This window comes from Shinella sp. OV683 (assembly GCF_057787725.1).
Window position 1 is genome coordinate 3,882,161 of sequence record NZ_CM173543.1, and the last position, 14,382, is coordinate 3,896,542.

The following is a 14,382-nucleotide window of genomic DNA, read 5'->3' on the forward strand; positions in this document are numbered from 1 at the left end:
GTGCGACGCGGTTCGGTTCCAACGAAAATAAAAGCCCTTAGCCGGTTCTGGCCACTACCCGGCCTTCGAGCCAACGGCGCTCCTTGGCAAAGGTCAGAAGCGCGGCCGGGCTTAGCGGTCGGCTGAGCGCATAGCCCTGCAGGACATGGCAGCCGAGATCGCGCAGGATCGCAGCATGCTCCATGGTTTCCACACCTTCGGCAACGATCTCGATGCCCCGCGAACGGCCGATATCGATGATCGAACTCACCAGTTGCTGTTGCGCCGGTGAATCGACGATCGGCGAAATCAGCTGCCTATCGATTTTCAGCCGGCGTGGCGTCAGCTTCAAGAGGGTGACGATGGACGCGTAGCCGGTGCCGAAATCGTCGATATCGATCTCGATGCCCAGCGCACGGATCTTCTCGATCTGCGGGATCAGCTCGCCGTCATGACCGTCGAGCGATATCGATTCCAGCAGTTCGAAAGACAGTGTCCCCGGGCGGAAATTGGTGGCCTTGATACGGTCGATCAGGGTTTCGTCGCGCAGCCGCTGGGCCGAGACATTGACCGACACTTTCGGGATATCGAGGCCGTTGGCCGTCAGACGATAATGCTGCAGGAGCGCCTGGTTGAGAATGATATCGTCGATAGCAGCGACCACCTTGAGGCTTTCGGCGATGCTGAGGAAGGCGTCCGGTCCCAGGATGCCCTTGGTCGGATGATCCCAGCGCGCCAGCGCCTCGATACCGACGATCTCCAATGTATGGGCATCGAATTGCGGTTGGAAATAGGCGACGAACTCGTTCTGCTCGAGGCCGCGCAGGATCTCATCGGCCGTCTTCTTGGTGTTGACGGCGACCAGCCGCAGCGAATCGGTAAAGCGTTCGACGCGATTGCGGCCACGGCGCTTGGCTTCATAGAGCGCAATATCGGCGTTGACGAGCAGTTGCTCGACGCGCTCGTTTTCGTCCAGCCGCGAGGCGATACCGATGCTGGCACCGATGCGACATTCGTGGCCCTCGTAGTCGACAGGCTTGGAAATGGCCTCGATCAGGCGCGCGGCCATATCAGCGAAATAGTCCCCCTTCGGCTCGCTGCGGGAAACGACGACGAATTCATCGCCACCGATGCGTGCGAGGAAGTCGTCGTCGCGGATATTCTGGCGCAGCGTACTCGCTGCGTGGCGCAGGATGAGGTCGCCGGCGGCATGGCCAAGCGTATCGTTGATATCCTTGAAGCGGTCGAGGTCGATGTGCAGGACTGTGATGTCTGTCGCGCCGCCATGCGCGCCATCCGCCTCGAGCATGACCTGGTCGAGATAGCGGCGGTTGGGCAGACCAGTCAGCGCGTCGTGCAATGCTGCACTTTCCATCCGCATCCGGGCCAGTTCCAGTTCCTTGTTCTGCTCGTCGGATTGACGCTTGGCGCTGCGCAGATCGGCCTGCAGCTTGAAGTCCTCGGTGACATCCCAATTGACCCCGACGATCTTCTGGTTGCCGCGGATGTCGCGATAGGCCGTGCCGATCGCCCTGATGTTATGGGTAGTGCCGTCGCGCCAGACCACGCGGAATTCGCTGCGGTAATTGCTTTCCGTGTCGATCGCCCGAGCGAACTCGCTTTGCGCCGCAGGCAGGTCATCGGGATGCAGTACGCTGCGCCAATCCTCATAGCCGACCGCAGCCTGCGCAGGGGGCACGTCGTAGAGAACGCGCATGCGTTCATCCCAGATCAGTTGGTCTGTGGTGACATTGAAGTCCCAAACGCCGATCTTGGAGGTTTCCAGCGCGGTCTCCAGCCGATGGGACAACGCCTTCATTTCATCTTCATGCAGCGCAAGCTTGTGGACGTTGCGCTGGCGTTCCTCGATCAGTCGTCCAGCCCACAGCATCGGCAGGACGATGATGAGTTCTCCGAACAGCAACAGCAGCCGGAAGCGCCAGATTTCATAGAGCGACAGGTCCCAGCCAGCCTTGGGCACGGCCGCCAGTTGCCAATTCTCATGACCGATATGAATCGTGGCAAGAACAGGATCGCTTCTCAGCACCGCAGGTTCACCAAAGAAAGTCCGGGTCGTTTCTCCAGCGCTGTTTATGACGGAAAGCGCAACATCGACGGGAAGCTGCGACGACAGAAGTCCACTGTCGCTGTAGAGCGTATTCAGATCCATGACCGCCGACGCGATGCCGTAGAACTGGGTCTGGCCATAGGCGGCACGCGTGTTGATGGGAAAACGCGCGATCAGGCCATCACCACCCTGTACCAGCTTCACCGGGCCGGTCACCACGACTTTGCCGGTTCTCTTGACCTGCAGCGCCGCGGCGCGCTGGCTGTCGTTCTTCATATAGTCGAGGCCGATGACTTTCTGGTTTTCGCCATAGGGATAGACCATCGTCACGACGAAGTTCGGGGCGACGGCAATATTGCGAAATTGTGAGGTGCCTTCCAACACGTTACTGGCAAGGCGCGTGAAGCCGCCTTGATCCATGTCCGGATCGACTTCGAGTGCGCCGACGAGGCCGCGTACCAGTTGGATGTTGCCGTTGATATTGCCTTCGAGCTTGGTGCGGATCAAGCCGATCTGTTCGGCGACTGCATTGCGCTTGTTGCGGATCGCGCCGTTCTGGTTCAGCCAATCGGCGTATACGAGGATGCCGATCATTGCGATAATGGCTATGATCGCCGGTAAATACTGTAACGCAAAAAAACGCTGGAACGGTGATGGACCGTTACCCCGTAACACATTTGTCTTAGACATTTACGCGACCGCACCACGCTAAACTTAAAAATGCAGGCCCAATGAGAGCGTCCCAGTCACGAATTTGACACAGTTCCCTTAAGAATCCCTTGCGTTAGATATAAGAAAAATAAGGAGAAACGCCCGAAACCACGCGTTTGCGGGCGTTGGCTGGCAATCAGCCTTTCGCGGACAAAACATCGCGCAATTCGGCGAGGATGAGATCACGTCCCTTGTCGCCCAATTCAACCGAGGCTTCGGCGGCGCTGCGCGTATACCATTCGCTGTCGGAGAATTTCGACATATCGACCGCCTCGGGGCAAAGCGACATCATCAGCGATGTCTCGCCGATGCCGGCGTGGTCGAAAGGATAGTGTTTCTTGATTTCCGGGGTCAGCAACGGGCGGAACTTGATCCAGTTGAACGGATCGCTGCCGGTTGCCTGTTTGGCATAATAGTCGGCGAGCTTTTCATCGCCCCACCAACCCTCGCCGCACTCGCGCTCGAGAAATGTGAAGATCGCCTGTCGTGCGGCGAACTTGAAGGCAAGATCGGTCGGCATGCCGGTGAGGAAATTCTCGGTCTGGTGATGAATGAAACCATGGATATTGCGAAAGCCGATACGCAGCAAGCCCGTGAATATTTCCTTCGCCACCGGCACGATCTTCTCGGCATCCACATGCAGGGAGCCCTTGCCCTCCGGGCCGGCGACCGCATAGCTCGCCGCGCCATAATACCAGGCTGGCATCACCACCATCGGCATTTCGCGTTCGAGGATGTCGATGATCTTGGTGACGGCGAGCGTGTCCATGCCGACCGCCATATGCTCGCCGTGATATTCGAGCACGCCGAGTTGCATGACGACCGGCCAGTCCTCCGATATCGCCTGGCGGATCTGGTGTGGAAGCATCAATTCGAAACGCATGAAAATCTCCTCAATAAGACTGAAACAGTATCAGCTTCAGCCTCACGGAAGGGTGTGCCCACGTCAAGATTAATAGTGTGGATCTGATCGCGTCAGATGGTCACCCGAAGCTCGCTCGCCGGATCCATCTGTTTACGTGCGTTGGTCGGCCAGGTCAGCTTTGCACCGGGCACCCAGCCGCGCTGGCCATCGGCGATAACCTCGCACCATTCGCCGCCGGCCTGACAACCCAACACCGTGACACCCTGGCCCCAGGTGATGATGCCGATGCGCGGATAGTCCATCGACGGACCGCCCAGCAGGCGCATGGAATTCTTCGCCAGCGCGATGTCTTCCGAGCGAACGGAATCTTCGGTGTGTGCTGCGCTGGCCAGCAATGCGATACCCAGAATCGATGCAGAGAGCGTACGGATAAGCATCTTCGTTTCTCCCGATGACCGACGTTTCCCGTCAGTTCAGCGAATTCGCAATTTCTGCGACAAGAATGCTTGACAGGAGGAAATGGTTCCATGAGCGAAGATTCTTCCAGCCGACGACATCAGCCCTTCGGCATGATCTCTGCCATGACCACGGGCGCGATCATCAGGTAGGCGCGCATCTGGTCATAGACCGTCGTATCGATATCGGCGCATACCGCCACGTGATAGACGTGGCGGCGGATGCCGACATAGACGGATGTCGAATGCATGCCCCAGACCAGCTCTATCTCGCGCTCGCAAACCGGAACCTCCTGCACGGACGGAAATCCGAAATGGATGCGGGTCTCGCTGATGATGACGTCAAACAACTCGCCGCTCATGTGGGCGATGTAGGTTTGCGCAAAGACCGGATCCTCGAGCGCCGCAAAGAGAAAGCCGCGATACCAGCGATCGTTGAAGATATGCGGCAGATAGCTGCGGTAGAAGGTGACGATGCGCTCATTGAGGGGACGGGTGCGATCGGTCAACGTCGCATTCCATTCGGGGTCCCAATGCGCATTCTGAAGCGTATCCATGACCGCGGCAATGAGATCGGTCTTGGCAGGAAAGTAGCGATGGACAAGGGGCTGGGTGACTTTGACCCGGTCTGCCAGCTCCTGGACGGTGATGCTCATGCCCTTTTCGGAAAAAATATCCAGTGCAGCATCCAGCATCGCCTGCTTACGCTCATGTGCGGGAAGGTTCCTCCTGACGGCGAGCCCTTCCCTCTGTGGCTCAGTCCGTTTCACCATGATTCTGTGTGGCATGAAAAGCAGGCGATGGAAACCGCCTGCTGCGGTTTCCCGCATCATTTGTTGATGACAGCTTCCCGTCGGCCAAACAGCCACGACACCGAGACGAACAGCAGCGGAACGAAGAAGATTCCGATCACCGTGGCCGCGATCATGCCGCCCATCACGGCGATGCCGATGGCGTTCTGGGCTCCCGAACTGGCACCGGAGGCGATTGCCAGTGGCAGCACGCCGAGGATGAAGGCAAGCGATGTCATGATGATCGGCCGGAGACGGATGCGCGCGGCCGCCAACGCAGCATCCAGCACTGATTTGCCGCCGTGTTGCAGCTCACGGGCAAACTCCACGACCAGAATGGCGTTCTTGGCGCTCAGCCCGATCGTCGTGAGCAGGCCGACCTTGAAGTAGACGTCGTTGGATTGATCGAACAGCCATGCCGCCAGCAACGCGCCGAACACGCCAATCGGTACCGCGGCCAGTACGGCAAGCGGGATTGACCAGCTCTCGTAGAGGGCCGCCAGGCACAGGAAGACGACGAGCAGCGAGACAGCGTAGAGCATGGTCGCCTGGGAGCCAGCCAGGTTTTCCTGGAACGAGAGCCCCGTCCATGAGGATGTAAAACCACCCTCGATCTCGTTTACCAAGCCCACCATGGTCGACATCGCATCGCCCGAACTGGCATTCTGGGCTGCAGAGCCGCTGATGCCGATTGCTACCGTGCCATTGAAGCGCGAAAGCGACGTGGGGCCCTCCATCCAGCTCGTGGTGGTGAAGGCAGAGAAAGGAACCATTTCGCCTGACATGTTGCGGGCATACCAACGATAGATGTCATCCGGCTGCATGCGGTAAGGTGCGTCCGACTGAACATAGACCGGTTTGATCTCGCCATTGTAGACGAAGTCGTTGATATAGGTACCGGAGAAGGCGGTCGAGAGCAGTGCATTGGCCGCAGCGATGTCAACGCCCATCGCGCCGGCCTTTTCCTGGTCGATGTCGATCTTCAGCTGGCTTTCGGGTTCGCGCGTATTGGTGCGGGCATTGGCAACGGTCGTCGTATTGCCGGCCTTCTCTAAGAGCTTCGCGCTGGCCTCAGTCAGGGCTGCACGCCCGAGATTGCCACTATCCACCAGATACATGGAGAAGCCATTGGTCTGGCCGAGACCCTGGATGGCAGGTGGAGCGAGTGCGAAAATCTGGGCGTCGCGGATCTTGCTGAAATACGCCGAGGCACGCGCCGAGACCGCCGCTGCCGAAAGCCTGCTATCGGTGCGCAGGGAGAAATCCTTCAACCGCACGAAACCCATGGCGGCATTCTCGCCAGTACCATTGAAGCTGAAGCCGAGCGTCATGAACACGCTCTGGACGGCATCCTTTTCCTGTTCGAGATAGTATTTTTCGACCATGTTGATGACCGCCTGGGTGCGGGCCGCATTGGCGCCGGACGGCAGGGCGATCTGGGTCATCAGCACGCCCTGGTCTTCTTCCGGCAGAAACGAGGTCGGCAGCTTGGTGAACAGCGCATAGGCCCCGCCCAGCAGAATTGCAAAGATGAGAAAGGAACGCAGCGGCCGACGGATTGCCGAATGTGCCGTTGCGACATAGCCATTGGTCGCGCGTTCGAAACCGCGGTTGAACCAGCCGAACCAGCGTGAAATGCCGGTGCCGTGACTCGGCTTCAGCATCATAGCGCACAAGGCCGGCGTCAGGATGATGGCGACAAGCACCGAGAGAATCATGGCGCTGGCGATGGTCATCGAGAACTGCCGGTAGATGACGCCGACGGAACCTGAGAAGAATGCCATGGGGATGAAAACTGCGGTCAGGACCAGCGCGACACCGATGAGCGCGCTGGTGATCTCGCCCATCGACTTCTCGGTCGCCTCGCGCGCGGAGAGCCCTTCAGCGGTCATGATGCGTTCGACATTCTCGACAACGACGATTGCATCGTCGACGAGCAGGCCGATCGCCAGCACCATCGCAAACATCGTTAGCATGTTGATGGAGTAACCAAACGCCGCGAGCACGCCGAAAGTCCCCAGCAGCACCACCGGTACAGCAATCATCGGAATGAGGGTAGCGCGGAAATTCTGCAGGAAGACCAGCAACACGATGAAGACGAGCACGATCGCCTCGATCAGCGTCTCGACCACCTTTTCGATCGACAGTTCGACAAATGGCGTCGTCTCGTAGGAATAAGCGACTTCGACGCCCTCGGGCAGCGACGGTGCGAGCTTGTCGAGCTCGGCATGCACAGCCCGCGCCGTGGTAATCGCATTGGCGCCGCTCGCGAGCTGGACGCCGAAGCCGGATGCCGGCTTGCCGTTGAAGGTGGCGGTCTTGCCGTAGGTTTCCAGCCCGAGTTCGACGCGAGCGACATCCCGCAGGCGTACGATCGAGCCGTCGGTTGCCGTTTTCAGGCGGATCGTCTTGAACTTGTCAACCGTATCGAGCTGGGTCTGGGCGACAACGGTCGCAGTGAGTTGCTGGCCCTTGACGACTGGCGTCGCGCCGATCGAGCCGGCCGAGACCTGAACATTCTGACCCGAGATCGCCGACAATACGTCGCTCGGGATCAACTGGTATTTCTGCATCGCCATCGGATCGAGCCAGATGCGCATGGCATAGCTTGATGAAAATGACTGGATGGAACCGACGCCCTCGACACGCTGGATTTGATCCTCGATGCGGCTCGACATGATATCGGCGAGTTGGGCAGACGTGTAGCGCCCATCGGTGGAAACGATATTGCCAATCATCAGGATGCCCGAGGGCGCGCGGGAGACAGTGACACCCGCCGTCTGCACCGCGTCGGGCAATTGCGACTGGATGCGGGCCAACTTGTTCTGTACTTCGACCTGGGCGAATTCCGGATCGGCAGTGTTGTCAAAGGTCAGCGATACGGATGCCGAACCGGTGGTGGAGCTCGATTCCATATAGAGCAGGCCGTCGAGGCCGGTCATTGCGTTTTCGATCTTGGTCGTTACCGAATTCTCGACCGCTTCGGCGGTCGCGCCTGTATACGTGGCGCTAATGCGCACGGTGATCGGGGCGATGTCCGGATATTGGGAAATCGAAAGCGAATAGATGCCAAGCACGCCCGAAAGCAGCGTGGCTACGGCCAGCACGATCGCGAAGATCGGCCGGGCAATGAAAAAGCTTGCAAGCGCGTTCTTGCGGAACGGCTGGGACGTGTTCTCCAAGGTCATTTGCCGGCCTCGCTGTCGTCGGCTGCGGCGGCAGGCAGGGTCTGCTTGATGACGCCATCGGCATCGATTTCCACTTCCAGCGGCTTGACGAGAGAGCCGGTGCGGATCTTCTGGAAGCCATCGACGATCAACTTGTCGCCGTCGGCTATACCCTTGGAAACGATCCAGTCATTGCCGGCAACGCCGTCGGTCTCCAGCACGCGCTGCTGCGCCCTGCCATCCTTGCCGACGAAAAAGGCGGTTGCCTCGCCGGCAGCATCGCGGCTGACCGCGCGTTGCGGCACAACGAACGCACCGGGCATCAGACCAAGATCAACGCTGGCACGCAGGAACATGCCCGGCATGATGACACGATCCGGATTTGCGACTGTCGCTCGCAGTGAGAACGTTCCCGTCGTCTCGCTGACGACAATATCGAAAAGCGACATTTCGCCCTGCTTGTCATAGGTCTCGCCATTTTCCAGCATGAAAGTCACCTTGGGCGGCGTGTCATATAGCCGGGCGAGCTTACCGGCCCGGACGAGGTCGCGAATGCGCAGAAGGTTGGCGCTGCTGTCGACCAGATCGACGTAGATCGGATCGACCTGGCGAATGGTTGCCAGCGCATCCGTCTGGTTTGCGGTGACGAGCGCGCCGACGCTGACGCTCGACTTGCCGATGATGCCGGGAATCGGCGCCGTGATCGTCGCATCATCGAGGTTGATGCGCGCCGTCTCGAGAGCAGCCTTGGCGGATTCGACATCGGCGTTGGCCTGAAGTTGCGCGGTCTTGGCATCCTGCAAGACCTGGGTGCTGACAGCGTTGGATTGCGCCAGCGCCTCATTGCGGGCCAATGTGTCATTGGCCCCCTGCAAACTGGCCTCCGCTTTCTGGACGACGGCGGCGGCAGCGGCGTAGGTCGCCCGGAATTTCGCATCGTCGAGCATGAACAGCGTATCGCCGGCCTTGACCGGCCCGCCTTCCTTGAAGAGACGCTCGCGGACGATGCCGTCGACCTGGGGCCGGATCTCCGCTGTCGCAAAAGAAACGGCCCTGCCCGGCAGTTCGGTGAAGCGCGCCACCGACTGCGCCTTCAGCGTTACGACGCCGACTTCGATGGCGGCATTCGGATCGAAGCCGGGTGATCCCTTGGGTGTCGTGGCCTGGTCGCTGCAGGCCGATGCTGCCATCAAAAGAACAATCGCCGAGAGTTTCATCAGTCGCGACATCATAAATTCCTTCAGATACCTGCCATTAACCATACGCGATTATACGTGACGCAGGGCCCGCAAGCTTCGTTCCGTGAAAACATGATTTACGAAACCTGCGAGTACCGTTATTAATCGATGAAGATTAGTTGTCAATGGCCTTGGGGGCGCGCAGCATGAAGCTGGCACATGATGAAATTGAAGTACCCATAGATACACTCCCGATCGAGGAGGGCGAGCCGCGACGCGGTCGCGGACGCCCGAAGGTTCGGTCCGATGAGGCGCAAAGAACCCTCATCGTCCACTCCGCGCTCGCGCTGTTCGTCCGCCACGGCTATGCCGCAACCACGATGAACGACATCGCCGCCGAGTGCCACGTATCGAAACGCACACTATATCGGCTTTTTCCGGGCAAGACGGATCTGTTTGCCGGAATGGTCGAGGCGCATCGACACATGATGCTGAGCTTTCCCGAACATGATCCGGCGAAATCGATCGAGGAGCAGCTTGAAAAGGTCTTCCTGATCGATATCGATCCGGAACTCGAGCGCCAGCGGATCGGCTTCATCCAGCTGGCAATCATCGAGGCGCGGCAATCGCCGGAACTTGGGGCAATCGTGCGCTCGCATGGGGCCGACCGAACCAAGGCACAGCTGACGACGTGGCTCGCAAAGGCGAACGAACTCGGGATGATCAAGGTCGCCGACCCCACCGCTGCGGCATCGATCCTGATGGATATGATGTTCGGAGCCGTGGCATTGAAGACCGGGACCGGGGCCGAGTGGCCCGACCATGGCGATCGCAAGGCCTATATGCGCCAGTGCATTCGCTACTTCGTCAATGGTATAAAGGCCGGGGCATAAGGGCCGGCTAACGGATCAGGATCGCCCTGAAGTCGTTGACATTCGTGCCGGTCGGCCCCGGCACGAAGAGGTCACCGATGGCGTTGAAAGCAGTCCAGGCATTGTTGTTGTCGAGCAATCCGGCCGGGTTCTGCCCGGCGGCGATCAATCGCGCGACAGTCGTACTGTCGGCAAAGGCTCCGGCATTGTCCTCGCTGCCATCGATACCATCGGTGTCGGCGGCCATCGCCTCGATGCCTTGAAACCCTGCGATACCAAGCGCGAAAGCCAGCAGGAATTCCGAGTTGCGGCCGCCCTTGCCCTTGCCACGCAGGGTGACTGTGGTCTCTCCCCCCGAAAGCAGCAGCGTCGGCTTGTTGAACGGCCGGTCGCGATTGAGCACCTCGCGGGCGATCGCGGCATGCATGCGGCCGGCTTCCCGCGCCTCGCCTTCGATCGCATCGGACAGAATATGGGCCGAGATGCCCTGCCTTTCGGCCTCGGCAGCAGCGGCTTCCAGCGACACGGCGGCGGAAGCGACGAGATGATAGGTGTTGCGGCTGAAGGCCGGATCGGAAGGTAGAGGCGCGTGCGAGCGTGCAGAGGCGATGTGTGCGAGCACCGCTTCGGGCAGCTCGATGCGATAGCGGCTGATCTCAACCAGCGCATCTTCCGGCGTCGAAAGATCCGGCACCGTTGGACCCGAGGCAACATGCGCAGGATTGTCTCCCGGAATGTCCGACACAATAAGGGACACGACTTGGGCGGGATACGCAGCCTTGGCCAGCCTGCCGCCCTTGATGCCGGAAACATGCTTGCGGATGGTATTCATTGCGGAGATGGGCGCGCCGGATGCCAAGAGTGCCTTGTTGAGCGCGATCTCGTCAGCCAGCGTCAGCCCTTCCGGCGGCGATGGCAATAGTGCCGAACCTCCACCCGATATCAGCGCAATCACCAGATCGTCCGCCGTCAGGCCTTCCAGTGTCTTAAATAGAAGCCGCGCTCCTTCGATGCCGTTCTCGTCGGGTGCCGGATGGGCGGATTCGAAAACCTTGATACGACTGGTCGGGCAGCCATAGCCGTAGCGGGTGACGACCATGCCTTCGAGTGGTGCATCCCAATGCTTTTCGAGTGCAGCGGCAAGCTGCGCCGAGCCCTTGCCGGCACCGATGACGACAGTGCGGCCCTTTGGCTTTTCGGGCAGGAAGGGCAAGATGGCCCGTTCGGGATCAGCAGCCTCCACCGCTTTGTTAAAAAGAGAAGTCAGGAATGGTTTCGCCTCGAGCATCGGTCAGACCTTCATATCGACGACGAGGATGCCGTTGGGGCCATCGACGGCGTTGGCGACTAGTTTCGCGCCCACCACCTGATGGGCGGGGTGGACGAGATAAGCGTCGCGCGCCGCCTCATCGGCAAAATCGAACCAGAAGGCATCGAGAAAGCCATGCACCACAGGCGTTTCCGGCGAGATGTTCGGCCCGGCATGGAAAGCCTTGACCTCGACATGCTGGCGCAGAGCGTCAAGCTCGCTGAACAAGGCGGCCTTGGTCTCTGGAGTGACGCTGTCCTTGAATCTTACGGCGACGAAATGGCGAATCATGTTTCCCTCCCGAAATCCTGTCGGTGAGTCCATCCGATCCGCCTTATCAGTCAAGCTTTGATCGCGCGCGAAGTGTCGCGAGCGTCAAAATTATCCGCCGCTTGATCAAACCTCGCCCATGGCAATCACGCCTTCAGCCGCTAGCCGATCAATTGTTGCCTGGTCATAGCCGGCTTCCCTGAGGATATCGCTGGAATCCTGTCCGGTGACCGGCGCCCCGCGATCGACCGTGGACGGCGTCTTGGAGAAGTTGATCGGAAAGCCCGGCGTCTTCACGTGGCCTTCGGTCGGATGGTCGTATTCAACAAACGTACCGTTGTGGACGATCTGCGGATCCTTGACGAGATCGGCATAGCCATAGACCGGGCCGCACCAGATGTCGGCGGCGCGCAGGGCGGCCAGCCATTCGGCCGAGCTTTTCGTCTTGATCTTGTCGCGGGTCTTGGCGAAAATCTCGTCGCGACGGGTCCAGGTGTCGACCTCGTCATTCATGGCGAGGAAGCTCTCCTCGCCAATGACCTCGCCCAGCGTCTTCAGCTTCGGAAACGAGATGATGATGAACCCGTCGGTCGTCGCGAAAGCACCATAAGGCGCGCGGATGAAGACATGCGCATGCGGCTCGGCCGAGCGCTTCTGCTGCTTCCCCCCGACGGTGAAGACCGAGAGCTCCTGCATCTGGATCGTGGTGATCGCGTCGAGCATGTTGACCTGAACCAGTTGCCCCTCGCCCGTCCGTTCACGGTGTAGGAGCGCGGCCAACACGCCTTCGAAGGCTGTGTAGGCGGTGATCGCGTCAACGAGATATTGTCCGGCCGCCGTTGGCGGTTCGCCTTCGCGGCCGGCCGACAGCATGGCGCCCGAAAGGCCCTGCAGCACAAGATCCTGTCCCGGCCAGTTCACATAAGGGCCGGATTCGCCATAGCCCGAAATCGAGGCATAGACGAGCTTGGGATTGATCGCCGAAAGGCTGTCATAATCGACACCGAGCCGCTGAGCGACACCGGGCCGATAGTTCTGCAGGAAGACGTCGGCTGTCTTGACCAGTTCCATCAGGATCTTCTTGCCTTCGGGGGCCTTCAGATCGATGGCCAGCGAGCGCTTGTTGCGGTTGAGCGACAGGAACGACACATTGACCTTGTTGCCGGTCGCACCGCCTGCCGCCACATGCCGCTGCCACTCGCCGGTTACCGGCTCGACCTTGACGACATCGGCGCCGAGATCACCCAGCCGCTGGGCCGCAAACGGACCCGCCATGGCAATCGAGCAATCCAGCACGCGATATCCCGACAATACACCCATCGATATTTCCTCCAAATCTTGTCGAGAGGCTGAGCCCCCAGTTTTTCAGCAGGGTACGACAAGCAGAGATCAAGTCAAGAGTGAGCGCTAACATTTTCTCACGAAGAACATTCCTAGGTAAGCAACGGCTATCGTTCTATGAGCTTTGGCGGATCATCAGTTGAAAGCCGACATCGATGCGCTTGTCGGTCGACAGCTTGCCTTGAATACCTTCGAGCAAGAGCCGGCCAGCCTCGCGGCCGATCTCTGCGGCGGGAATGGCAACTGTCGTCAGCGAGGGATTGAGATGACGCGCCAGCTCGAAATCACCGAAACCGGTGATGGCGATCTCGCCGGGGACATCTATGCCGCAACGCGCGCATTCGAGCACCGCACCCGAAGCCAGAACGTCGCTTGAGAACATGATGGCGTCGGCGTCCGGATATTGCTTGCGGCATTCCAGCAGCAGGTTCACGCCGGCTGCCATGCCGAGGTCGGATTCATGGGCAATGACGAGACGCGGTGGCTCGCCGGGGCAAAGCCCCTGCATGGCCTCGACGAAACCGTCCCTGCGCTCGCTGGCTCTGTTGTCACCACGCCGCAAGACGCCGGCAAAAACGATCCGTCGCCGGCCGCTTTCGTTGAGATAACGCGCCATCTCGGCGATCGCATCGGAATTGGAAAAACCCACCAGCCGGTCGACCGGTCGCGAGGTCATGTCCCAGCCTTCGACAACCGGGATGCCGGCCCGTTTCAATAGCTCGGTGCCCGACTTGGTATGTCTTGTGCCAATGACGAAGAGGCCGTCCGGACGACGCCCGAGCAGGCTGCGGATAACTTCTTCCTCTCGGTCGGAACTGTAGTCGGTGTTTCCCAGGAAGATCTGGTAGCCGGCAGCATGCAAGCACTCGGAAAAATGCTGGATAGTCTCGGCAAACACCGAGGCCGAGAGTGTCGGGATGATTGCCGCCACCGCATTGCTGCGCGCCGATGCCAAATGGCTGGCGGCAAGATTGTGGACGTAGTGGGTCTTGTCGATCGCCTGCTTTATCGATCGGCTGGTCTCAGCCGTCACCGTATCGGGAAAGCGCAGGAAACGGGAAACCGTCTGCATGGAAACACCGGCGGCGGCGGCAACTTCCGCCATCGTCACACCGGAAGATTTCCGCCGGGCTTTGCGGGGAACGATGGGAACTTCACTCACTGCGATCGGGGCCTCCAGCATGACGTCGTGCATTCGGATGCCATGTCCAAATCACGTGTGATCATCAGGATATTCATCATATAGGCAAGAAAAAATACGGCGTGAGGTTAAAATCCCGATGTTTGCAGCGATGATACCGGACGAACAATGTCGGCTTTTTCCAATAGATATAACATGCGGTTAAGACGAACTTAAACGATTCAACATATAACCG

Annotated in this window: 11 protein-coding genes; 1 reads left to right on the forward strand and 10 read right to left on the reverse strand. The window is 59.5% G+C overall.

Annotated elements, in window-relative coordinates:
* Positions 1-37: 37 nt before the first annotated feature.
* The 6 genes from ACXHRN_RS18865 to ACXHRN_RS18890 all read right to left on the reverse strand — a co-directional run bounded on the left by ACXHRN_RS18865 (position 38) and on the right by ACXHRN_RS18890 (position 9,268).
* Positions 38-2,641, reverse strand: a complete 2,604-nt coding sequence (locus ACXHRN_RS18865) for a bifunctional diguanylate cyclase/phosphodiesterase (protein ID WP_488637840.1) — start codon at positions 2,639-2,641, stop codon at positions 38-40.
* A gap of 253 nt (positions 2,642-2,894) precedes the next feature.
* Positions 2,895-3,641: a creatininase family protein gene (locus tag ACXHRN_RS18870; RefSeq protein WP_488637841.1), complete on the reverse strand. Its 747-nt coding sequence runs from the start codon at positions 3,639-3,641 to the stop codon at positions 2,895-2,897.
* Between the two features lie 92 nt (positions 3,642-3,733).
* Positions 3,734-4,060, reverse strand: coding sequence for an SH3 domain-containing protein (locus tag ACXHRN_RS18875; RefSeq protein ID WP_488637842.1), 327 nt, complete (start codon positions 4,058-4,060; stop codon positions 3,734-3,736).
* 119 nt (positions 4,061-4,179) lie between these two features.
* Positions 4,180-4,851 carry a TetR/AcrR family transcriptional regulator gene (locus ACXHRN_RS18880; protein ID WP_488637843.1) on the reverse strand — a complete coding sequence of 224 codons (672 nt, stop codon included), beginning with the start codon at positions 4,849-4,851 and terminating at the stop codon, positions 4,180-4,182.
* 56 nt (positions 4,852-4,907) lie between these two features.
* Positions 4,908-8,057 carry an efflux RND transporter permease subunit gene (locus tag ACXHRN_RS18885; RefSeq protein ID WP_488637844.1) on the reverse strand — a complete coding sequence of 1,050 codons (3,150 nt, stop codon included), beginning with the start codon at positions 8,055-8,057 and terminating at the stop codon, positions 4,908-4,910.
* Positions 8,054-9,268 carry an efflux RND transporter periplasmic adaptor subunit gene (locus ACXHRN_RS18890; protein ID WP_488637845.1) on the reverse strand — a complete coding sequence of 405 codons (1,215 nt, stop codon included), beginning with the start codon at positions 9,266-9,268 and terminating at the stop codon, positions 8,054-8,056. Before ACXHRN_RS18890 ends, ACXHRN_RS18885 begins: the two co-directional genes overlap by 4 nt.
* 152 nt (positions 9,269-9,420) lie before the next feature.
* Here ACXHRN_RS18890 and ACXHRN_RS18895 point away from each other — a divergent pair, with 152 nt between their 5' ends.
* The gene (locus tag ACXHRN_RS18895) at positions 9,421-10,107 is read left to right on the forward strand and encodes a TetR/AcrR family transcriptional regulator (protein ID WP_488637846.1); all 687 of its coding nucleotides are present in this window, start codon (positions 9,421-9,423) and stop codon (positions 10,105-10,107) included.
* Positions 10,108-10,114: 7 nt separating this feature from the next.
* On the opposite strand, the gene ACXHRN_RS18900 is transcribed toward ACXHRN_RS18895, so the two are convergent.
* From ACXHRN_RS18900 to ACXHRN_RS18915, 4 genes are all read right to left on the reverse strand, one after another.
* Positions 10,115-11,374, reverse strand: a complete 1,260-nt coding sequence (locus ACXHRN_RS18900) for a glycerate kinase type-2 family protein (protein WP_488637847.1) — start codon at positions 11,372-11,374, stop codon at positions 10,115-10,117.
* Between the two features lie 3 nt (positions 11,375-11,377).
* Positions 11,378-11,686: a Dabb family protein gene (locus ACXHRN_RS18905; RefSeq protein ID WP_488637848.1), complete on the reverse strand. Its 309-nt coding sequence runs from the start codon at positions 11,684-11,686 to the stop codon at positions 11,378-11,380.
* A 105-nt stretch (positions 11,687-11,791) separates the two neighbouring features.
* On the reverse strand, positions 11,792-12,985 hold the full coding sequence (locus tag ACXHRN_RS18910; protein WP_488637849.1) for a CaiB/BaiF CoA transferase family protein: 1,194 nt from the start codon (positions 12,983-12,985) through the stop codon (positions 11,792-11,794).
* A gap of 136 nt (positions 12,986-13,121) precedes the next feature.
* Positions 13,122-14,168 carry a LacI family DNA-binding transcriptional regulator gene (locus ACXHRN_RS18915; protein WP_488637850.1) on the reverse strand — a complete coding sequence of 349 codons (1,047 nt, stop codon included), beginning with the start codon at positions 14,166-14,168 and terminating at the stop codon, positions 13,122-13,124.
* Between the last annotated feature and the right edge of the window lie 214 nt (positions 14,169-14,382).

What these genes read in the sequence shown, in the direction of transcription:
- ACXHRN_RS18875 (WP_488637842.1), bottom strand. Translation starts at nt 4,060, where the DNA reads ATGCTTATCCGTACGCTCTCTGCATCGATTCTGGGTATCGCATTGCTG.
- ACXHRN_RS18900 (WP_488637847.1), bottom strand. Translation starts at nt 11,374, where the DNA reads ATGCTCGAGGCGAAACCATTCCTGACTTCTCTTTTTAACAAAGCGGTG.
- ACXHRN_RS18910 (WP_488637849.1), bottom strand. Translation starts at nt 12,985, where the DNA reads ATGGGTGTATTGTCGGGATATCGCGTGCTGGATTGCTCGATTGCCATG.
- ACXHRN_RS18895 (WP_488637846.1), top strand. Translation starts at nt 9,421, where the DNA reads ATGAAGCTGGCACATGATGAAATTGAAGTACCCATAGATACACTCCCG.
- ACXHRN_RS18870 (WP_488637841.1), bottom strand. Translation starts at nt 3,641, where the DNA reads ATGCGTTTCGAATTGATGCTTCCACACCAGATCCGCCAGGCGATATCG.
- ACXHRN_RS18885 (WP_488637844.1), bottom strand. Translation starts at nt 8,057, where the DNA reads ATGACCTTGGAGAACACGTCCCAGCCGTTCCGCAAGAACGCGCTTGCA.
- ACXHRN_RS18890 (WP_488637845.1), bottom strand. Translation starts at nt 9,268, where the DNA reads ATGATGTCGCGACTGATGAAACTCTCGGCGATTGTTCTTTTGATGGCA.
- ACXHRN_RS18880 (WP_488637843.1), bottom strand. Translation starts at nt 4,851, where the DNA reads ATGGTGAAACGGACTGAGCCACAGAGGGAAGGGCTCGCCGTCAGGAGG.
- ACXHRN_RS18905 (WP_488637848.1), bottom strand. Translation starts at nt 11,686, where the DNA reads ATGATTCGCCATTTCGTCGCCGTAAGATTCAAGGACAGCGTCACTCCA.
- ACXHRN_RS18865 (WP_488637840.1), bottom strand. Translation starts at nt 2,641, where the DNA reads ATGATCGGCATCCTCGTATACGCCGATTGGCTGAACCAGAACGGCGCG.